Source organism: Aromatoleum tolulyticum (genome assembly GCF_900156155.1).
Classification (GTDB): Bacteria; Pseudomonadota; Gammaproteobacteria; order Burkholderiales; family Rhodocyclaceae; genus Aromatoleum; species Aromatoleum tolulyticum.
The window spans coordinates 190,910-210,905 of sequence record NZ_FTMD01000005.1 but is presented as its reverse complement, the minus strand read 5'-3'; the positions used below and the strand labels follow the sequence as shown (position 1 = coordinate 210,905).

General features: G+C 66.5%; 17 protein-coding genes. 8 read left to right on the top strand and 9 right to left on the bottom strand.

The window, feature by feature from the left end:
- Positions 1 to 32: 32 nt before the first annotated feature.
- Positions 33 to 737, bottom strand: coding sequence for a 2-phosphosulfolactate phosphatase (locus BW991_RS09625; protein ID WP_076601878.1), 705 nt, complete (start codon positions 735 to 737; stop codon positions 33 to 35).
- A gap of 194 nt (positions 738 to 931) precedes the next feature.
- On the opposite strand from BW991_RS09625, the gene BW991_RS09620 reads away from it, so the two are divergent.
- The 4 genes from BW991_RS09620 (at position 932) to BW991_RS09610 (ending at position 3,264) form a co-directional block, all read left to right on the top strand.
- A complete protein-coding gene (locus BW991_RS09620) occupies positions 932 to 2,077 on the top strand; it encodes a GNAT family N-acetyltransferase (RefSeq protein WP_076601877.1) in 1,146 nt (381 codons plus the stop codon).
- Positions 2,037 to 2,723 carry a DUF938 domain-containing protein gene (locus BW991_RS09615; RefSeq protein ID WP_244551656.1) on the top strand — a complete coding sequence of 229 codons (687 nt, stop codon included), beginning with the start codon at positions 2,037 to 2,039 and terminating at the stop codon, positions 2,721 to 2,723. Before BW991_RS09620 ends, BW991_RS09615 begins: the two co-directional genes overlap by 41 nt.
- Positions 2,724 to 2,825: 102 nt before the next feature.
- Positions 2,826 to 2,951: a hypothetical protein gene (locus BW991_RS24340; protein ID WP_256222875.1), complete on the top strand. Its 126-nt coding sequence runs from the start codon at positions 2,826 to 2,828 to the stop codon at positions 2,949 to 2,951.
- Between the two features lie 73 nt (positions 2,952 to 3,024).
- Positions 3,025 to 3,264, top strand: a complete 240-nt coding sequence (locus tag BW991_RS09610) for a hypothetical protein (protein WP_076601875.1) — start codon at positions 3,025 to 3,027, stop codon at positions 3,262 to 3,264.
- A gap of 36 nt (positions 3,265 to 3,300) precedes the next feature.
- On the opposite strand, the gene BW991_RS09605 is transcribed toward BW991_RS09610, so the two are convergent.
- The 6 genes from BW991_RS09605 to BW991_RS09580 all read right to left on the bottom strand — a co-directional run bounded on the left by BW991_RS09605 (position 3,301) and on the right by BW991_RS09580 (position 9,769).
- A complete protein-coding gene (locus BW991_RS09605) occupies positions 3,301 to 4,182 on the bottom strand; it encodes a DMT family transporter (protein WP_076601874.1) in 882 nt (293 codons plus the stop codon).
- A gap of 237 nt (positions 4,183 to 4,419) precedes the next feature.
- Entirely contained in the window at positions 4,420 to 5,367 is a 948-nt protein-coding gene (locus tag BW991_RS09600; RefSeq protein WP_076601873.1) for an electron transfer flavoprotein subunit alpha/FixB family protein, read from the bottom strand.
- Between the two features lie 32 nt (positions 5,368 to 5,399).
- Positions 5,400 to 6,149: an electron transfer flavoprotein subunit beta/FixA family protein gene (locus tag BW991_RS09595; RefSeq protein WP_076601872.1), complete on the bottom strand. Its 750-nt coding sequence runs from the start codon at positions 6,147 to 6,149 to the stop codon at positions 5,400 to 5,402.
- 14 nt (positions 6,150 to 6,163) lie between these two features.
- Positions 6,164 to 7,693, bottom strand: coding sequence for an acyl CoA:acetate/3-ketoacid CoA transferase (locus tag BW991_RS09590; protein WP_076601871.1), 1,530 nt, complete (start codon positions 7,691 to 7,693; stop codon positions 6,164 to 6,166).
- 23 nt (positions 7,694 to 7,716) lie between these two features.
- Positions 7,717 to 8,889, bottom strand: a complete 1,173-nt coding sequence (locus BW991_RS09585; RefSeq protein ID WP_076601870.1) for an acyl-CoA dehydrogenase family protein — start codon at positions 8,887 to 8,889, stop codon at positions 7,717 to 7,719.
- Positions 8,890 to 8,938: 49 nt separating this feature from the next.
- A complete protein-coding gene (locus BW991_RS09580) occupies positions 8,939 to 9,769 on the bottom strand; it encodes an IclR family transcriptional regulator (RefSeq protein WP_076601869.1) in 831 nt (276 codons plus the stop codon).
- 309 nt (positions 9,770 to 10,078) lie between these two features.
- On the opposite strand from BW991_RS09580, the gene BW991_RS09575 reads away from it, so the two are divergent.
- From BW991_RS09575 to BW991_RS09560, 4 genes are all read left to right on the top strand, one after another.
- Positions 10,079 to 10,915: a sugar phosphate isomerase/epimerase family protein gene (locus BW991_RS09575; RefSeq protein WP_076601868.1), complete on the top strand. Its 837-nt coding sequence runs from the start codon at positions 10,079 to 10,081 to the stop codon at positions 10,913 to 10,915.
- A gap of 125 nt (positions 10,916 to 11,040) precedes the next feature.
- Entirely contained in the window at positions 11,041 to 11,679 is a 639-nt protein-coding gene (locus BW991_RS09570) for a chromate transporter (RefSeq protein ID WP_084205029.1), read from the top strand.
- A 2-nt stretch (positions 11,680 to 11,681) separates the two neighbouring features.
- The gene (locus BW991_RS09565) at positions 11,682 to 12,203 is read left to right on the top strand and encodes a chromate transporter (protein ID WP_076601867.1); all 522 of its coding nucleotides are present in this window, start codon (positions 11,682 to 11,684) and stop codon (positions 12,201 to 12,203) included.
- Positions 12,204 to 12,260: 57 nt separating this feature from the next.
- The gene (locus BW991_RS09560; RefSeq protein WP_076601866.1) at positions 12,261 to 13,196 is read left to right on the top strand and encodes an AEC family transporter; all 936 of its coding nucleotides are present in this window, start codon (positions 12,261 to 12,263) and stop codon (positions 13,194 to 13,196) included.
- Positions 13,197 to 13,224: 28 nt separating this feature from the next.
- Here BW991_RS09560 and BW991_RS09555 read toward each other — a convergent pair whose 3' ends face one another.
- Positions 13,225 to 15,438 (bottom strand): EAL domain-containing response regulator, encoded by a 2,214-nt coding sequence (locus BW991_RS09555; RefSeq protein ID WP_076601865.1) that lies wholly within the window; start codon positions 15,436 to 15,438, stop codon positions 13,225 to 13,227.
- A complete protein-coding gene (locus tag BW991_RS09550) occupies positions 15,435 to 19,859 on the bottom strand; it encodes a response regulator (protein ID WP_076601864.1) in 4,425 nt (1,474 codons plus the stop codon). Before BW991_RS09550 ends, BW991_RS09555 begins: the two co-directional genes overlap by 4 nt.
- Positions 19,860 to 19,996 lie beyond the last annotated feature (137 nt).

Below are 19,996 nucleotides of genomic sequence, written 5' to 3'. Positions count from 1 at the left end.
CGCCATGTGAAGCGACCGCCCGGCGCAACGACTCAGCTGCGTTCGGGAAGCGGACGCATCACCAGACCGTAGCGTCCCCGCGTCACCGGCATCGCGAAATCGAAACGATCGACCAGTGCACACAACTCCAGGTCGGCCAACGGCAGCGCCGGGTCCGTGCCAGCGACGAAGCGCCGACCGAAGTCGGAGTCGCGCACGCGCCGAGCCAGCGCTTCGCGGTCGATCGATTCATCCTGAAGGCCGGCCGCGAGGTAATCCGCGCAGGCGATGTCCTCATCGCCATCGCGATCGATCCATTCGCCGGTCGTGATCAGCGCAACCCGTTTTGGCGCAACCGCACGCAGCGCACGCAAGGTCGCGCCGGCACACACGAGGCTCGCCGCAAACAGCCGCGGAGCGCTGCGAAAGCGCAGCAACGCCTGTACGCCCGCCGCCGTCGACAGGATCACCGGCCGTCCGGCGAGCTTCAGGTCGTGCAACCGCGAGGGCGAATTCCCGAGGTCGAAACCGGGCATCGGGCGCCCACCGGGCAAGGCCCCGACCGTCAGCGCATCGGGCAACCGATCGAGCAGCAGCTCGGCCTCGGCGGCCGTCCCGACCGGATGGATCTCCGATGCGCCCGCCGCGAAGGCGTACGCGGCCGTCGAAAAGGAACGGAGCACGTCGATCGCGACGACGGCATCGAAGTCGTGGGATTCCTGCACGAGGCGGTTCAGGGCGACGCGAAAGATCTGCATTGGCCGATCATACGACAAGGGGGCACACCACGCGTATCGGGGCTGCGTACGTCCGGCACCCGAGTGCTGCGCCGTCGTTCCTGCGGTCGCCTGGGCATCAGCCACCGTATGCTCGGATGACGCAGCGCCCTGAACGATTGCTGGCGCGGCTGTCCAACAGGCCCGCCCACAACTGCAATCCGGCAGCCTCACGCATGAGCAAACTGACGATCCGCATCTCAGACGGCGCTGCCGACATTCCTCGCGAAGCCTGGACCGCCCTGTGCGCACCGGGGCACCCCTTCCTGAACGGCGACTTCCTGCGCATCGTCGAGGAACACGGTGTCGCCGTGCCCGATGCCGGCTGGCAGCCCCTGCACCTCGTGGCGAGCGAAAACGGCAAGATCGTCGGCCTGCTCCCGCTCTACCTGAAGGGGCACTCGCACGGCGACTTCATCTATGACTGGAGCTGGAAAGCGGTGTGGGAGCGCTTCGGCCACCGCTATTACCCGCGCCTGGTGTCCGGCCTGCCCTACACGCCGGTTGCCGGGCCGCGACTCCTGATCGCGCCGGTGGCCAGCGACCGTTCAGCGGTGTGCGACGCGCTGATCACGGCCGCGCAGGGCATCGTCGCCGGCAACGGGTTTTCGACGTGGCACGTCGCGCTGGCCTCTTCCGCGGACATCGACGCCGTCGCGGCCAGCGGACTGCTCGTGAGCCACGACGTGCAATATCAGTGGTCCGACGCCGGATTCGGCGATTTCGACGGCTTCCTGCAATCCTTCTCGGCCGAGAAACGGCGGAAGGTGCGTGCCGAGCGGCGCCGAGCGGCCGAATCGGGGCTGCGCATCGCCGTGCGGCACGGTGACGAAATCGATCGGGATGAATGGCCCGTCCTGCACGCACTGTACAAATCGACCTTCGACCGCTTCGGCAATTACGCCGCCTTCAGCCCCGAATGTTTCGCCGAACTGGCGACCACGCTGGGTGACCGCATGGTCGTGTTCACGGCCAGCGACGGCGACGAAACGGTCGCGCTGTCGCTGTGCTTTCGCAGCGACGACACCCTGTTCGGCCGCTACTGGGGCGCGCGACGCCAGGTCGACAGCCTGCATTTCGAACTGTGCTTCTATCGCGGCATCGACTACTGCCTGCGCCACGGCCTGACCCGCTTCGAACCGGGCGCCGGCGGCGAACACAAGATCGCCCGCGGCTTCACGCCGCAGATCGTCCGCTCGGCGCACTGGATCCCCGATCCGGAAATGCGACGCGTTATCGCCCCGCATCTCGAACGCCAGAAGCTGGGCATTGCCGCCTATCATGACGACGCCAGGAGCCATCTCCCGTTTCGCAAACCCTGAGCCGGCGCCGCCCGCCTCATTTGCCTGGACCGCCACCACGACGATGGACAAACCTCACGCACCGGCCACCGAACGCAACCGCGAGCCCATCCTCGGCGTACTGCGGCGGCACTTCGCCGACCGCCATCACGTTCTCGAAATCGGCAGCGGAACCGGCCAGCATGCCATCCACTTCGCCGCTGCCCTGCCCCACCTGAGCTGGCAGACATCCGAGCAACCCCAGTATCTGCCCGGAATCCGCCTGTGGCTGGCTGAGGCGCAACTGCCCAACACGCCCGAACCCGTCGCGCTGGACGTCAACGTGCCTTTCGCGTCGCCCCGGCGCTATGACGCGATCTTCAGTGCCAACACCCTGCACATCATGAGCTGGCCCGAAGTCGAACGCCTCTTCGCCCTGCTCCCCTCCCTCATGACGTCCGGCGCGCTGTTCTGCTGCTATGGCCCGTTCAACTACGGCGGCCGTTTCACCAGCGCGAGCAACGCGCAGTTCGACGCCGCCCTGAAGCTGGACGACCCGCGACGCGGCATCCGCGACATCGAGGCCGTCGATGCCTTGGCGCACAACGCGGGATTGGTCATGATCGAAGATGCTGAAATGCCGGCCAACAATCGCTGCATCACCTGGCGGCGTCTTACCGGCGCCTGAAGAAGATCGACGCCCCTCACGACATCGCCATCACCCGAACGCGAATAAGCCTATACTGAATTTGTATTGACGCTTTCGTCGATGCTTGCAAGGAGCAAAATCATGGGCAAACAAAGGCAAGGCAATAAGGAAGAGAAGAAACAACCTCTCATGAATGCCAAGGAAAAGCGGGACGCGAAGCACGCCAAGAAGCACGCCAACGATCATGTGCCGCTGATTCCCCATTGATCGGGCGTGCGGGCAAGGCTTGCGCGTATTTCGCCACAGTCGATGCCTGCAATTCCGTCAGGAGCACGGTCCGATGCAGCACTTCGAATACCTGGTCCGCAGCGACCTGCATGATATGGCCGAAGACATTGCCCGCTCTTTCGGGAGCAGGGAACGCGAACGGCTGAATGCGTATTCCAATGTAGTGGTAACCGAGTTGAACCGGCTCGGTGCTTTGGGGTGGGAACTCGTGAAAGCACCCGACGCAGCAACGAACCGCAACTGGATTTTCAAGCGGCCGCTCGCCGATACCAGCGTCAGTCGGCAACTTTGACCGACCACTGCCAGTTGGCGGCTGGCGAGTGCGGTGTCATCCGCTCTTTCCGAAGCGCTCCGAATACGCGACGACCACGCCCGACGCGACGATGATCCCCATCCCCGCGAGCGACAGTCCGTCCGGAAAATCCCCGAATACCAGCCACCCCAGCAGCGTCGCCCACACCAGTTGCGCGTAGGTGAAGGGACTCAGCGTCGTCGCCGGCGCGGCGCGCAGCGCCATGATCATCAGCAGGTGGCCGCTCGCGGCGAGCACGCCGAGCGAACCGGTCAGCAGCCAGTCGCGCAGGTCCAGCGCGCCGGGCACCCAGTACCTGGGCACCAGCACGCACATGGTCGCGGCGCCGATGAGGGCGGTGTAGGAAAGCTGGGTCACGGAGCGGTCGACGGCGCTCAGCTTGCGCGTCAGCACCTGGTAAACCGCGTAGCACACCGCCCCGAGCAGGACGAACACCACACCGATGTTGAAGGCATTGCCGGACGGGCGGGCGATCAGCAGCACCCCCGAGAAGCCGACGATGACCGGAATCCAGCGCCAGGCGGGCATCTTCTCGCCGAGAAAGCTCACCGCGAGGATCGTCACGAGAAAGGGCGTGACGAACACGAGCGCCGTGACTTCGGCGAGCGGCATGTGCTGGAACGCGGCGACGACGGCTCCGGTCGTGCCGACGAGCGTGAGCCCGCGCACAAGCTGCAGGCCGGGCCGGGCGCTCTTGAAAAGACTCGTGCCGTAACGCGGGAGGAACACCACCAGCGTGATCAGGAAGTGCGCGAAGTAACGCCCCCAGACCACGACGGCGACGGGATGGCGCGCGGCGAGCGTCTTGGAGACCGTGTCGAGCAGCGCGAAAAGCGCGAGCGCGCCCATCAGGTAGAGGATGCCGCGTATCGGATGGTGGGCGGCGGGGGCGTTCATGCGGGGAGAATCCTGTCGGGAGCCGCGGGACGGATGGAAACCGCCGAACCGTGGGATGTTGTTATGGTTGCGGCCGGATTGTAACCGCGCGGAGCCAGCTACCATGTCCATGCGGTCCCGCGCATGCAGGGGCAATGTCCCTCACGACTCCGCGCCCCGTCGTCTGTGCGAATGCCCGAACGTCTAATCGGGGGCGGAGCGGCAGGATATGCCATTCGCCCGCCCCCTCCCGCTACATCATGCGGAAGCGATCGCCCGCGACAACTCGGGCACGAGCTGGAACAGGTCGCCGACGAGACCGTAGTCGGCAATCTGGAAGATCGGCGCTTCTTCGTCCTTGTTGATCGCGACGATGACCTTGCTGTCCTTCATTCCCGCGAGGTGCTGGATCGCGCCGGAGATACCGACGGCAACGTAAAGCTCCGGAGCGACGATCTTGCCGGTCTGGCCGACCTGCAGTTCGTTCGACACGTAGCCCGAATCGACCGCGGCGCGCGAGGCACCGACAGCGGCCTTGAGCGTATCGGCGAGCGGCTCGATCGTGCCGGCGAAATTCTCCGCCGAGCCCAAGCCGCGCCCGCCCGAGACGATGATGCGGGCGGACGTCAGCTCGGGACGGGTCGATTGCGCGAGCTGCTGGCCGATCACCTTCGACTTGCCACGCTCGCCGCTCGGAGCGACCACTTCGATCGGGGCCGCGCTGCCACCCGCCGCCACTGCCGGGAAGGCCGTCGCGCGCACCGACAGCACACGTACGCGTTCGGCGCAGCGCACCTTCGCCAGCAGGCTGCCCGCGTAGATCGGACGCACGAAAGTGTTCGCATCGACGACTTCGACGATCTCACTGACCATGCCGACGTCGAGCAGCGCGGCGACACGCGGCAGCAGGTTCTTGCCCGCGGCAGAAGCGATCGCGAGGACATGGGTGTAGCCGTTGCCGGCGAGCCGGACCACCAGCGGCGCGACGTTCTCGGCCGTGAAGCCGGCGTATTCGGCCGACTCGCTCGTCAGCACGCGGGTTACGCCGGGAAAGGCGCGCGCCGATTCGGCCGCGGCGGCGACGCCGCACGCGCCCACCAACAGCAGGTCGATCTCGCCACCGATCTTCGATGCGGCGGCGACGAGGTTTCCGGTCATCGGCGACAGTTGGCCACCGGTCTGTTCTGCAATGATCAGGCTTTTCATCTGGATCCTCTTGTGAGCGTTTCCCTCGCGCGTCACAGCACGCGGGCTTCGTCCTTGAGCTTCTGCACCAGTTCGGCGACCGAACCGACCTTGATGCCGCCCTTGCGCTCGGGCGGGGTGTAGACCGACAGCGTCTGCACGCGCGGCGAAACGTCGACGCCTAGCTCGGAAGCTTTCAGCGTGTCGAGTGGCTTCTTCTTCGCCTTCATGATGTTGGGCAGCGTCGCGTAGCGCGGCTCGTTCAGGCGCAGGTCGGCGCTGACGACGGCCGGCAACGCGAGCCGGACGGTCTCGAGGCCGCCGTCGACCTCGCGCGTCACCTCGATGCTGCCGTCGGCGACGACCACCTTCGATGCGTACGTGGCCTGCCCCCAGTCGAGCAGCGCCGCAAGCATTTGCGCGGTCTGGTTGGCGTCGTCGTCGATCGCCTGCTTGCCGCAGATCACGAGCTGCGCGCCTTCCTTCTCGGCGACCACCTTGACCAGCTTCGCGACCGCGAGCGACTGCAATTCGACGTCCGTTTCAACGAGGATTGCGCGATCCGCGCCCATCGCGAGCGCCGTGCGCAGCGTTTCCTGACATACGGCGCTGCCGCAGGACACTGCGACGACCTCGGTCGCCACGCCTGCTTCCTTCAGCCGCACTGCCTCCTCGACGGCGATCTCGTCGAATGGGTTCATCGACATCTTCACGTTCGCGAGCTCGACGCCCGACCCATCGGACTTCGGGCGGACCTTGATGTTGTAATCGGCAACCCGCTTGACCGGAACCAGCACTTTCATTCGTGAATCTCCTCTTATTCCTTGAAGTGTTCGCCGCTCATGACCTTCGGCGGCTGCGGCATCAGCGGCTTGAAACCCATGCGGTCGAGGATGTCGCGCTGCAGGTCGACGCCCGGCGCGATCTCTTCGAGCACGACGCCGTCCTTGGTCAGGCGGAACACCGCACGTTCGGTGATGTAGAGCACCTCCTGCCCGCGCACGACCGCCTGCGGACCGGAGAAGGTGATCTGGTCTACTTCGGCGACGACCTTCGACACGTCGCCGTTGCGTTCGACATGCAGTTCGCCGTGCCCCGTGTTGAGCTTCGAGCCCTTGGTGTCGAAGTTGCCGCAGAACACCACCTTGCGTGCGTTCTGCGCGATGTCGATGAAGCCGCCGGGGCCGACCGTGAGGCCGCCGAGCTTGGACGCGTTCACGTTACCGTGCTGGTCGAACTCGCCGAAGCCGAGGAAGGCGATGTCCAGCCCGCCGCCGGAGTAGAAGTCGAACTGCGAGGGCGCATCGATCATCGCCGAGGCGTTGCGCGCGAAGCCGAACAGCATGCCGTCGAGCAGATTGCCGCCGTACGTGCCGTGCTCGATGGTCTGGTAGTAGCGGTCGAGATCGCCGCGTGCCGCGACGAGCTTCGCGACCGCGTCGGGCACGCCGACGCCGTAGTTGATGACTGCACCGTCGCGCAGCTCTTCCGCCGCCCGACGTGCCGTGGCCTGGCGCACCGACAGCGGCTGGGGCGGCTCGTGCGGGACGGGGCCGCGGCGCTCGCCGGAGATCGTCGGGTCATAGACGATGTCGTAGCTCTGCGACTGCGTGGGATCGACGACCACGGCATCGACGATCGCACCGGGGATGCGCACCGAGCGCGCCGGCAGCGTGCCGACGTCCACCGCCGTGCGCACCTGCGCGATCACCTTGCCACCGGAGTTGTGCGCGGCGAGCGCGACCGCGTAGGCGTCGAGGTTCGCCGGCTCCTGGTCCATGCAGATGTTGCCGTGCGCGTCGGCGTAGGAGCCGCGAATGATCGCGACGTTCACCGGGAAGGGCTTGTAGCGCAGGTATTCCTTGCCGCCGAGTTCGACGACCTCGACGAGATCTTCCTTCGCCGACTTGTTCATCTTGCCGCCGTCGATGCGGGGGTCGACGAAGGTGCCCAGCCCCACATGGGTCAGCAGTCCCGGCCGACCGGCGCCGATCTCGCGGAAGAGCTGCGCGATCACACCGCCCGGCAGCACATACGCTTCGATCTTCTCGTCGCGCGCCAACTCCTGCATGCGCGGCGACCACACCCAGTGGCCGCCGATCACACGCTTGACCATGCCCTCGTAGGCGAAGCAGTTCATGCCCTTGGTCTTCTTGTCGCCGATGCCGAGGGCGTGGACCACGGTCAGATTGCGCGGCTGCGCCGTTTCCAGGAAGCGCTTCTCGAGCGCCGCGAAAATGCACGAGGCTTCGACGAGGCCGCCACCACCGCCGATCAGGCCGACGGTATCGCCGTCCCGGACGAGCGCAACGGCCTCGGCCGCGCTCATGAATTTATTGATTGCCATTGCTGTTCTCCTCTACCGGACGATCAGATCGTTCCGTACAGCGCTTCGCCATGCTTCATCGCGCTGCGTGCGACGACCGTGCGATGGATCTCCGAGGTGCCGTCGAAGATGCGGTAGATGCGCGCGTCGCGGTACATGCGCTCGATCGGCAGATCCGCGCAGTAGCCCATGCCGCCGTACACCTGCACGGCGCGATCGGCAACGCGGCCGAGCACTTCGGCGACGTAAAACTTGGCCATCGAGATCTTGTCGCGGGCATCGACGCCGTTGTCGATATCGCTGGCGGCGTCCAGCACCAACAGGCGCGACGCATTGATCTCGACCACGCTGTCCGCGATCATCTGCTGGATCAGCTGGAAGTCGCCGATCGGCTTGCCGAACTGCTTGCGCTCCTGCGCATACGAGATCATCAGGTTCAGCAGGCGCACCGACTTGCCGACGGCGCGGGCGCACACTTGGGCGAGACGCACGCGACCGAGTGTCTCGAGGATCAGCTTGAAGCCCTGCCCCTCGCCGCCGAGGAGGTTTTCCGGGCCGACCGGCACTTCATCGAACGCGAGCTCGACGTGGCTCGTGCCGGTGAGGCCCATCATCTTCTGGTCGCGGCCGATGATGAAGCCAGGCGTGCCCTTGTCGACGAGGAAGAGCGAGATGCCCTTCGCGCCCGCGTTGGGATCGGTGACCGCGGAGACGACGAAGAAGTCCGAGAACTCGCCGTCGCTGATGAAGTGCTTGCCGCCGGTGATCTTCCAGCCGCCCTTGCCGTCCGTCACCGCACGCGTCTTGATGCTCGCAGCGTCCGAGCCGGCGTTCGGCTCGGTGATCGCGATCGAGCAGGTGCGCTCGCCGCGCACGGCCGGCAGCAGCCAGCGCTCGCGCTGGGCGGCGTCGCACTTCAGCAGCACTTCATACACGTTGCCGAAGGCGCGGCGAATCAGGATGTCCTTCGCGTGGCCGAACTGCTCCTCGACGAGCATCGTGTCGACCGCCGACAGCCCGCCGCCGCCGAACTCCTCGGGGATGTTCATCGCGTACATGCCGTTCGCGCTCGACTTCTCGAACAGGGCGCGCGCCTTCTCCGGCGCGAGGCGGCCGGTTTCCTCGATCTCGTCTTCGAGCGGCAGCATTTCGTTCTCGACGAAGCGGCGCACGGTCTCGACCAGCATTTTCTGTTCGGAAGAAAGGTTGAAATCCATTTTCGAATGTCTCCAGTGATGCCTTGGCTGCGATTGCTTGAGGGGCGCGTCAGGCCGCGCGTTGAGAGCCCGACGCGGGCTGCGCCGCCGCCGGATTGATGCTTCTGAGGTATTCGGAGAGCGCGCTGACCGAGGACAGCTCCTCGGCCGCGGCGAAGAGTTCGGGCGCCAGCTTTTCCATCGCCTCTTCGGTGAGGCGTACCGTGGGCCCGGCGATGCTGACGACGCCAGTGACCCGTCCGCTGTGCGGATCGCGCACCGTTGCCGCCATCGACGACATGCCCGGCCCCCAGGTCTCGATGGCACGGCTGTAGCCACGCTCGCGCGCGTCGGCGACGAAGGCCATCACCTCGGCGATCGTCTTCGGGGCACGGGCGCCGCGCTGCTCGGGCAGCGTGAAGCCCTGGCGCACGACATGCTCGATCGCCTCGTTCTCGGGCAGGCTCGCGAGCCAGATCATGCCGCTCGACGAACAGTACAGCGCCGCCTCGCCGCCCATGTCGGGGTCGAAGCGCAGGCCGCTGCGCGCCCCCTGCGCCTTGGCGATGAACGGAAGACGTCCGTTATCGACGACCGCGAGGCGCACGAGCTCGCCGCTCACGGTCGCAAGCCGGTTCAGCACCGGCTGCACGATCTCGACGATGCCGCTGTTGCCCAGCAGCTTGAAGCCGAGCGACATCAGGCGCGTCGTGAGCAGATAGCGTGCCGAATCCGCGTCCTGCGCGACGTAGCGCAACTGGATCAGCTCGGCCAGCAGGCGGTGGGCCCCACTCTTGGGCATCCCCAAGCGATCGGCGATCTCCTGCAGCGGCAATCCGCGCGACTCCTCGGCGAGGAGCTCCAGCGCTCCCATCGCACGGGCAAGAAGACTTCCAGCCATCTCCGCACCTCGCTTAAAAACTTGAACGTCGTTCCACTTTAGAATTACGTTCATGTTTTGTCAACGCGCAAATCCGTCGGGCGCAATATGGTTTCATTCCTCGGACCAATTTAGCGAACTTTCGTTGCGTTTCTCGCAACCGTGTTCTATATTTTGATCATCACAGATTTGATCGGCCGTACCGATCTGCTCGCTCGGTCCCCGGAAGTGGCCCCCGGCGCAGCAGAAATCGCCGACGCAGGCTTTAATGCAACTATCGGCAAAACGGTGCAGCCGCTTCCGGCATTTACTATTGGAGGTAGTCCCGACATGGCGCACCAGTTCTCTCTCGCCCACCTCTCGGTCCTGACGACGTCCCCGGTCGAAATGGTCGAGATCGCCGCAAAGACCGGCTACGACTTTGTCAGCTTCCGCCTGACGGCGGTCACCGCGACCGAACATGTTTTCGCGTTGCAGAACGACCGCGCGATGATGAACGAGGTCAAGGCGCGCCTCGCCGCAACGGGCGTGAAGGTGCTCGACATCGAGCTGTGCCGCATGCCTGCGGAGATCGAGCCCGAGACCTATGTGTCCGTACTGGAAGCCGCGGCCGAACTCGGCGCCCGCCACATCCTCGCCCAGCTCCCCGACGCGAACCGCGAACGCGCGACCGATCGTTTCGGCCGCCTGTGCGACCTCGCGGCGCCCTACAAGCTCACCGTCGACCTCGAGTACCCGAGCTGGACCGAGACGCCGAACCTCGCCGCGGCGGCTGCCGTCGTGCGTGCGGTGAATCGCCCGAACGCGGGCGTCCTCATCGACACGCTGCACTTCGACCGCGCCCGCGACAGCGTCGAGGAGCTACGCAAGCTGCCGCCCGAGTGGTTCCATTTCGCCCAGGTGTGCGACGCCCCGGCCGAGATCCCGACGACGGTCGAAGGGCTCATCCACACCGCCCGCAGCGAACGCAATTTCCTCGGCGAAGGCGGCATCGACGTGCGCGGTATCCTCGACGCAATGCCGGAAATGCCCTACTCGCTGGAAATCCCGACCGACACGCTCGCGCTGACCGTCAGCGCCGAGGAGCGCGCCCGCCGCTCGATCCGCGCCGCCGAGGCCTACCTCAACGGCCTCCACGGCGAGTACCTGCACCGGTCGGCCGCCTGATCTCCTCCGCGCGGACTTCGGCACTCCCTCCCTTACCCGTCGTCGTCCGCGCACCCCTTCCCCGGCTGCGGCACGCAGGCGCTGTCCTGCCCGTGCCGCAACGTCGCCCCAGGAGCGCCGGACGCATGCATCGTTCCCCTGCCGACGCGCCCAGAACCGCCCCGGAACCGCCGCACCCGGCGATACCCCCCGCGCGCCAGCCCGGACTGTGGGACCTCTTCCTCGCGTGCTCGCGCGTCGGCCTCTCGGGCTTCGGCGGTGTGCTGCCGCTGCTGCGGCATTTCCTCGTCGAGGAACGCCGCCTCATGAGCGGCGCCGATTTCAACGCCCTGCTCGGCCTGTGCCAGTTCCTGCCCGGCTCCAACGTCGTCAATCTCGCCGTTTGCGTGGGCGCGCGCTTCCACGGTGCGCGCGGCGCGGTCGTCGCGACCACCGGACTGCTGCTGGGCCCCTTCCTCGTGATGATGGCACTCGCGACCGCCTACGGCGTGTGGGGCCACCTCGCCGTCGTGCAGGACATGCTGCGCGGCGTCGCGGCCGCCGGCGCGGGACTGCTTTTCGCGACGGCATTGAAGATGGCGCGCAACGTGCCCGAGCGGTGGATCTACCTGCCCTTCGCGGCGCTGATCCTCGTTGCGCTGGTGATCCTGCGCCTGCCGCTGCCGCCGCTGATGCTGGCGCTGCTCGGCATGACCGGGCTCATCGCCTACCGACGCGCGCGCCGCGCGGCAAGGCTTGCCACGACTGCGGACACGGACTCGTGACGATGGCGCTGCTCGCCGATCTCTTCCTGCAGTTCAGCATCCTCACCGTCGTCGCCTTCGGCGGCATCACCGCAATGCTGCCCGAGCTGCACCGCCTCGTCGTCGAGCAGCGCCAATGGATGGACGACACAACCTTCGCCCATCTCTTCGCGATCGCCCAGGCGGCGCCGGGGCCCAACCTGCTGGTCGTGTCGCTGATCGGCTGGAAGGTTGCGGGCATTCCCGGCGCGATCGCGGCGACGCTCGCGATCAGCCTGCCGATGAGCCTCGTCATCTTCTTCCTCTACCGGCACTGGGAACGCTTCCGCGACGCACCGTGGCGCGAGGCGATCCAGACCGGCGTCGCCCCCCTCGCCGTGGGCCTCGTCTGTGCGAGCGGCTGGCTGATCGGCGCCTCGGCGGGACTCGACCTGCGCGGCATCCTGCTGACGCTCGCGTGCACCGGCCTCATGCTCGCGCGCGGCTGGCACCCCCTGTGGTACATCGGTGCCGGCGCGGCGGCGGGAGCCCTCGGACTCGTCTAGTTCGCGGGCACGCCACACCCCGGTGTTATGCTCCGCGCTCCCCTTCGGATTGGACTCATGCTCGACGTCTTCAAGATCACCGGCCCGGCCTTCCTCGTCATCGCGATCGGCTTCGCCGCGGTGCGCAGCGGCCTCTTCGACAAGAGCGAGACACGCATCCTCGGCAAGTTCGCGATCAACATCGCGTTGCCGGCGATGCTGTTGAAGGCGCTGACCGAGCGCCCCTTCGGCGAGATCATGAACGTCGGCTATCTGAGCGCCTACACGCTCGGCTCGCTCGCCGCGTTCACCGCGGGCATCGGCTTCGCGCGCTTCGTGCAGAAGAAGACGCTGCAGACCAGCGTCGTGCACGGCATGGGCATGTCCCTGTCGAACAGCGGCTTCATCGGCTACCCGATCGTGCTGCAGGTCGTCGGCCCGGCGGCCGGCATCGCGCTGGCGCTGTGCTTCCTCGTCGAGAACCTGCTGATCGTGCCGCTCACGCTCGCGCTTGCCGAAAGCGGCGGCGGCGACGGCAAGAAGCTCCATCGCGTGGTGATCGAGACCTTCACCCGGCTCGGCAAGAACCCGCTCATCATCGCCATCGTGGCAGGCTTCAGCCTTGCGCTGCTGGGCGTCCGCCTGCCCGCGCCGGTCGCGCGCTCCATCGACATGCTCTCGCTCGCCGCGGCGGGTGTGGCGCTCTTCGTCATCGGCGGCACGCTGGTCGGCATCAAGGTCCGCGGCATGCGCCGCGACATCGCCCAGATCGTCGCGGGCAAGCTCGTCCTCCACCCGCTCTTCGTGTTCATCGCGCTGGCGCTCCTGCCGCCGCTCGACCCGACGCTGCGCGTCGCGGCGATCGCCTTCGCCTGCATGCCGATGGCGAGCATCTTCCCGATCATCGCGCAACGCTTCGGCCAAGAGGAACTCCCCGCCGCCTCGCTGATGGCCGCGACGATCAGCGCCTTCTTCTCGGTGAGCGCGGTGATCTGGATGCTGCAGCCCGCCTGAACCGGGCCGCTCTGACGCACGGTCGGGGCTAGCGGCGCAGATAGGCGGCCGGTTCGAACGAGGTCAGGAAGCGCGTCATGTCGTCGGCCGGCAGCGGCCGGCTGACCAGATAGCCCTGCATCACGTCGCAGCGCATCGAACGCAGCAGGCGCATCTGGACTTCGTCCTCGACCCCCTCCGCGACGACCTCCAGGTCGAGGCTGTGGCCTAGCGCGATCACCGCCTTGACGATCGACGCATTGCCGCTGTTCGTCGCCATGTCGTGCACGAACGACAGGTCGATCTTCAACGTATGGACTTCCAGTTGCTGCAGGAAGCCCAGCGAGGAGTAGCCGGTACCGAAATCGTCGATCGACAGGCGCACACCGAGCGTCTTCAGCTCGGCGATCGACTTGAAGGACTGCTCGCGATCGAGCATCACGAAGCTCTCGGTGATTTCGATTTCGAGTTGCGCGGGCGCGATGCCGCTCTGCTCCAGCGCATCCTTCACCGACTGGACCAGTTGGCCGCGGCTCAGCTGGACAGGCGACACGTTCACCGCTGTCTTGCGCGGCGCGAGCCCCGCGTCCGACCACGCCTTGATCTGGCGGCAGGCCTCGTGCAGCACCCAGTCGCCGAGCGGCACGACAAGCCCGCTATCCTCGGCGATGGGGATGAATTCGCCGGGCGCGATCATGCCCCGCTCGGGATGCTGCCAGCGAACCAAGGCCTCGACGCCGACGATCTCGCCGCTGAAGAGATCGATCTGGGGCTGATAATGCAGGCGCAACTCCTCGCGCCCGAGTGCGCGGCGCAGGTCGGCGTTGAGCGCGACGCGCTCCTTCGCACGGCGCGTCAGCTCCGGCGAAAAGAAGCGCAGGATGCCGCGCCCCTGCATCTTGGCCTGGTGCAGCGCCGCGTCGGCATTGCTTTGCAGGGTCTCCACAGTGGTGCCGTCGGCAGGATAGAGCGCGATGCCGACGCTGACCCCGACATACACGCTGTACCCCCCGACGACGAACGGTTCCGCGAAGGCATCGATCAGGCGTTGCGCCGTCAGGTCGATCGACACGTCTTCGCCATGCTCGAGGATCACGTTGTATTCGTCGCCGCCGATGCGCGCGATGGCGTCGCACCCGGGCAGCAGCGCCTGCAGCCGTTTGGCGCCCTCGATCAGCACCTGGTCGCCGAGACCGTGGCCGAGGCTTTCGTTGATCGTCTTGAAATTATCGAGATCGAGGAAGAGCAGTGCGAACTGGGTCTTGTCGCGTTCGGCCTGCAGGATCGCGTGCGAGGTCAGCTCGGCGAACAGCGCACGGTTCGGCAGGCCGGTCAGCGGATCGCGGTGTGCGAGGATGCGGTATTTCTCCTCGCTGACCTGCAGCATCGCGCTGCGTTGCGCGACCAGGTCTTCCAGTACGCGCCGCAGGCGCGCGAGCTCCAGGTGGGTGCGGACGCGCGCGCGCACCTCGTCGATATCGAAAGGCTTGGTGATGTAATCGGCGGCCCCGAGTTCGAAGCCCTTCACCTTGTCGTCGGTCGCATCGACGACGGTGACGAAGATCACCGGAATACCGTCGCCGCGGCGCGTCGCCTTGATGCGGCGGCAGACCTCGTAGCCGCTCATCTCCGGCATCAGGACGTCCAGCAGCACGAGGTCGGGCGGCGACGGCCCCTCCACCACGCCGAGCGCCTCGGCGCCGTTGCGCGCGACCATGATGCGGTACTCGTCCTTCAGCGCATCGAGCAGTTCGTGGATGTTCTCGGGGATGTCGTCGACGACCAGCAGCGTAGGCGGATGCGCCGGATCGCGGTGGGCAGCGATGTCGAACATCACCGGGTGCTTGCGGTAACGCTGCAATTCGAGCTGGTCGCGCACGCGCGCCTTCAGCAGTTCGGGATTGACCGGCTTGGTGATGTAGTCGGCAACCCCCATCGAGAGGCCTCGCGCCTCGTCCGCCGCCTCGGCGAGCGCGGTGACGAATATCACCGGGACTTCGGCGGTCGCGGGGTCGGTCTTCAGCGCCGCCAGCACCGAATAGCCGTCCATGTCGGGCATCTTGATGTCGAGCAGGATCAGGTCGGGCCGGGGCTCGCGCCGCGCCAGTTCGAGCGCCTTCCCGCCATTGGTGGCGGCGGCGATGGCGTAATCGTCGCGCAGGATGTTCATCAGCACGTGCAGGTTCTCCTGCATGTCATCGACGATGAGGAGGCGCGCGCGTTGCTTCCAGTCGTTCGGCTGCCGGTCGTTCCGCTGGTTCATTGTGTCGTATCCGATTGGGAGACTTCCAGACCCTTCAGCCTGGCCCGCGCCGCATCGATGTCGAACACATCGACCAGGGCGCCCACTGAGGTGATTTCCGCTTCGAGCGGGGTACCGGCGAGCCCGGCGCGCAGTTCCGCGAGCAGGGGCTCGGCAGCGCCGAGATCGTTGTCGAGCGCCTCGCCGAGCCGTGCCAGCAGCTCGCGCAAGGTGTCCGGGGCGAGCGGTGCGGCGGGCCGCGGGATGGCGCCCGAGCTGTCGCCCAAGCCGTCGATCTCGTCCATCAACCGCAGCAGCAGCGCGTCCGCCTCGTCGAGCATCGCGGCATCGGGCAGCACGCCCTGCTTCAGCAGCGCGTCGATGACGGTAATCTTTTCGTACAGTGCATGCGCGCCGAGCGTGCCGGTCACGCCTTTCAGCGCATGGCAGCATTCTTCAGCGCGCTGCGCATCGCCTGCCGCAACCAGCCGGCGCAATTCGGCGACGGCATCGACATGGCGTTTTCGGAAGCGGGCGAGCTGCTTGCGGTAGGCGTCGGCCTTGCCGCCGATGCGGCGGATGCCTTCGCCGGCATCGAGGCTGGTCAAGGCCCGCAGATCGGCGGGCACTGCCCCGCGGTCCGCCGTCCTGGTAAGGGCAACCCTACCCGCCCGTCCCGCCGGCAGTTGCACCCAATTGGCCAGCGTCGCCATCAGCCGATCGGGCGCGATGGGCTTGGTGACATGGTCGTTCATGCCCGCGGCCCGACTCTTCTCGGCATCCTGCGCCATCGCCAGCGCCGTCATCGCAATGATCGGCAGGACGGCGAAGCGCTCCCCGTCCATCACACCCGGCGCGCCTGCAAGCGCGCGGATCCGCCGCGCGGCTTCGAGGCCGTCCATCACCGGCATCTGGATATCCATCAGCACCACGTCGTAATCGCGCGCCTGCACCCGCTGGACCGCTTCCTCGCCGTTTGCCGCCTCATCGACCTCGAGCCCTTCGCTGCGCAGCAGCTCGATGGCGAATTCACGGTTGATATCGTTGTCCTCGACCAGCAGGACGCGCGCGCCGGCCAATTGGCCACCTGAAGCCGGTTCGCGCAGACTCGCACGGCGCTCTTCGGTGCCGAAGATGCGGCCACGTCCGAGCACCGACAGGATCGTGTCGAACATCATCGACGGCGACACCGGCTTGATCAGGAAGCCGTCGATCCCAGCCCGTTCGGCGAGCTGGAAGGCATCCTCGCGACCCCAAGCGGTGACCATGATCACCTTCGGCTGACGCGGGATCGCGGCATCGTTGCGGATGCGCGCGGTCGCCTCGTCGCCGTTCATGCCGGGCATGCGCCAGTCCATCAGCACGAGATCGTAGGGACTCGCGGCCGCAGCCTGCAGCGCGGCGATGGCCGCCGGTCCGTTCGACGCGGTGCCGACCTCGAGACGGAAGAAGCGCAGCATCTCGGCGAGAATCTCGCGCGCCCCTTCGTTGTCGTCCACCACCAGCACGCGCACGCCTTCGAGCAGCGGACCGACCTGCTCCACCAGTTCGCGCTGGCGTGCCCGCGCCTGCCCGGCAATCCTCAGCTGCGCCGTGAAGCACATCGTCGTGCCCTTGCCTGGCTGTGAATCCTCGACCCACACGCGGCCACCCATCAGTTCGGCCAGATCCTTGCTGATCGCCAGCCCCAGCCCGGTACCGCCGAATCGACGCGTCGTCGTCTGGTCGGCCTGCGTGAATTTCTCGAACAGCTTGCCCTGGACCTCCGGCGTCATGCCGATACCGGTGTCGCGCACGAACACCTGCAGCGTGATGTCCGTTTCGCTCGCGTTCAGGCAGCGGAACGCGAGCTCGACCTCGCCCCGCTCGGTGAATTTCACCGCGTTTCCGCACAGGTTCAGCAGGATCTGGCCCAGCCGCAGCGGATCGCCGATCAGGCGTGACGGGATCGTCGGATCGTAGCGGACGAGGAATTCGAGGCCCTTGCGCTCGGCCAGATAGCCAACCGCGTCGGCCAGTTGCTCCAGCACCGCGTCGAGGCCGAATTCGACCTGCTCGATGTCGAGCTTGCCCGCCTCGATCTTCGATATGTCGAGGATGTCGTTGATGATGCCGAGCAGCGAACGTGCCGCACCCTGCGCCTTCGCGAGATAGTTGTGCTGGCTCGGCGACAGATCGCTCTTCAGCGCGAGGTAGAGCATGCCGAGGATCGCGTTCATCGGCGTGCGGATCTCGTGGCTCATGTTCGCCAGGAACTCCGACTGCGCGCGCTTCGCTTCCTCGGCCACCTCCTTCGCCTGCAGCAGATCCTTGTTGGCGGTCTTCAGCTGCGCGGTACGCTCGATCACGCGGCGTTCGAGCTCGGCGTTGAGCTTCATGATCTCCACAGCCGCACGCCTCTGCTCGGTAATGTCGTAGCTCACGCCCACCATGCGCACGGCCCGTCCGTTGTCGTCCCGGATCGTATGCGCCATCCCCTTGATGTAATGGACCGATCCGTCGGGCCAGCTGATCCTGAACTCCGACGAGAATTCGCGCTCGCCCCGCAGCGCCGCCCGCACCGCGTCCTTCGCCCGTTTGTACTCTTCGGGCGACAGCGACTTCAACCACACCGCGTTCGGTACGTCGCAACGCGCCCGGTCGACGCCGAATTGCTGGTACATCGCATCGTCCCAGACCAGTTCGTTCTTCTCGACGTCCCAGTCCCACACGCCCAACTGGGCGGAACGCGTGGCGAGGCGGATGCGGTTCTCGTTCAACCGGACGCGCTCCTGGCTCTCCTCCAGCTCGCGTTCGCGGGCCCTGCGCATCTCCACTTCGCCTCGCAGGTCCTCGAAGGACTCTTGCAGTTGCGCCCCCATCCGGTTGAACGAGCGCGACAACACGCCGAGCTCTTCCAATCCGCTGTCCGGCACCCGCTGCGTCAGATCGCCCCTCATCAGTGCGCGGGTGGCAAGCGCAATGCGGTAGATCGGCGCTGCGACGATCGTCGCGAGATAGGCCGCCACCACCAGCGACAGCATCAGCGCCACCGCGAAGACCATCGCCGAGCGACTGTGTCCGACCCGCACCCCTTCCAGGTAGTACGCGGCGGGCATCGCCGTCATCAGGACCCAGTCGGTCTCGCCGCCGCGATCGCGGTAGGGCGTGGCCTGCACCATCCAGGTCTCCCGGGACAGCGGCCTGGCCAGGACAAGATCGAACTTGAACTGCACGGCGCTTTTCAGCCCCTCCAGGCTGCCGATCGTCCCGCGCAGCGTATCGACCGCATTCCGCACGACGGGATCGGAGCCCTCGGCGACAAACGCGGGCTCGAGCACATTGCGGGACGACGCGATTCGGGCGCCCGAACGATCGACGATGAAGGCGCGGCCATGCTCGGCGATCGGCAATCGGCTCAGCAGACGATCGATGTCGCCGATGCGCCGCGACATCTCGACGCGCGGCGATCGGTCGAAGTAGTCGTCCAGAAACAGGCTGATGTTCTGCGAGCTTTCCTGATGCAGGCGCGCCGCGAGCTTGTCGGCCGACGCCTCCGCGCTGCGCAGGGTGAAATAGGCCGTCGTACCGACCATGAGCAGGACGAGGACGACGAACGGCGCGACGAGGAACATGCGGATCGGCAGGCCCACCTGCTCCCCGCTCTCGCCGGCCCCCTCCGTGTCGCCGGCGCCGCTTTCCCAGATCCACTCCTTGCGGCCGAACACCCTCTCCCGCACGTGTCCGGCGATCTCCGCCCAGAACAGCCCGTACCGGCGTGCCAACGGCAGGGCCGCGAGCATCGCGAAGGGCGCGAGGATCCAGGTGATCGCCGTCGTGAAGAACAGCGCCGGCGTGATGTTGCGGTAGGAAATCTCGGGCGTGAATTTATCCGCGGCGATGTAGCCCCACAGCTGCGGCTCGATGCTCATGAACACCAGCACGAACACCGCGTACCAGCCCCACGTCCGCCAGCGCCGGAAATCGGGATCCTTGCCGATGAGCTGATACGCCACCCAGAAGCACGCCGGGTTGATGAAGTAGCCGACCAGCCAATCGAGCAGGAAGGCCGGCGGAACGCCTTCGATCAGATCCGACAGCCCGTAGGCGAAGGGCACGGCGATCAGCGCGGGGTAGCCGAAGAGCAGCAGGCAGACGAAGACGGTGAGGTCCTTCAGCGATTCGAAGGTCTGCGCGCCGGGCACCAGAACGATGAAGGAGCCGACGTAGCCGGTGGCGAGGATCAGGACGAAGGTCAGCGCGACGCTGCGCAGCGCCTTCACGTCCCAGGTCTGCCGCTCGCGGCCGAGCCGCCATTGCCCCGCCGGCCGGAAGGTGACGCCGCCGAACGCGCATAACATCAGCACCAGCCCGAGCAGGTAGGCGAAGCCGCCCCACACTTCCAACAGCGGGAGGGGCAGTTCCGCGAACACCAGCTCGATCCATCTGATTGCGTGATCCAAGGAGGACAACCTCTTCGAGTTTATGGCACTGGTCTGCGGCCATGATCACCCGGCGGCAACGGGAACTCAATAAGGTGCACTGCCGCTGCGAGATATTTCCCTCACTTTCCCGATCAGCATGTGTGTCCGCGCACAAG

Bases quoted from the DNA above. Each gene is read 5' to 3' on its own strand.
- BW991_RS09595 (WP_076601872.1), bottom strand. From the start codon at position 6,149: ATGAAAGTGCTGGTTCCGGTCAAGCGGGTTGCCGATTACAACATCAAG.
- BW991_RS09615 (WP_244551656.1), top strand. From the start codon at position 2,037: ATGACGACGCCAGGAGCCATCTCCCGTTTCGCAAACCCTGAGCCGGCG.
- BW991_RS09570 (WP_084205029.1), top strand. From the start codon at position 11,041: ATGCATCGTTCCCCTGCCGACGCGCCCAGAACCGCCCCGGAACCGCCG.
- BW991_RS09565 (WP_076601867.1), top strand. From the start codon at position 11,682: ATGGCGCTGCTCGCCGATCTCTTCCTGCAGTTCAGCATCCTCACCGTC.
- BW991_RS09555 (WP_076601865.1), bottom strand. From the start codon at position 15,438: ATGAACCAGCGGAACGACCGGCAGCCGAACGACTGGAAGCAACGCGCG.
- BW991_RS09560 (WP_076601866.1), top strand. From the start codon at position 12,261: ATGCTCGACGTCTTCAAGATCACCGGCCCGGCCTTCCTCGTCATCGCG.
- BW991_RS09590 (WP_076601871.1), bottom strand. From the start codon at position 7,693: ATGGCAATCAATAAATTCATGAGCGCGGCCGAGGCCGTTGCGCTCGTC.
- BW991_RS09605 (WP_076601874.1), bottom strand. From the start codon at position 4,182: ATGAACGCCCCCGCCGCCCACCATCCGATACGCGGCATCCTCTACCTG.
- BW991_RS09600 (WP_076601873.1), bottom strand. From the start codon at position 5,367: ATGAAAAGCCTGATCATTGCAGAACAGACCGGTGGCCAACTGTCGCCG.
- BW991_RS24340 (WP_256222875.1), top strand. From the start codon at position 2,826: ATGGGCAAACAAAGGCAAGGCAATAAGGAAGAGAAGAAACAACCTCTC.
- BW991_RS09585 (WP_076601870.1), bottom strand. From the start codon at position 8,889: ATGGATTTCAACCTTTCTTCCGAACAGAAAATGCTGGTCGAGACCGTG.
- BW991_RS09580 (WP_076601869.1), bottom strand. From the start codon at position 9,769: ATGGCTGGAAGTCTTCTTGCCCGTGCGATGGGAGCGCTGGAGCTCCTC.
- BW991_RS09610 (WP_076601875.1), top strand. From the start codon at position 3,025: ATGCAGCACTTCGAATACCTGGTCCGCAGCGACCTGCATGATATGGCC.
- BW991_RS09575 (WP_076601868.1), top strand. From the start codon at position 10,079: ATGGCGCACCAGTTCTCTCTCGCCCACCTCTCGGTCCTGACGACGTCC.
- BW991_RS09625 (WP_076601878.1), bottom strand. From the start codon at position 737: ATGCAGATCTTTCGCGTCGCCCTGAACCGCCTCGTGCAGGAATCCCAC.
- BW991_RS09620 (WP_076601877.1), top strand. From the start codon at position 932: ATGAGCAAACTGACGATCCGCATCTCAGACGGCGCTGCCGACATTCCT.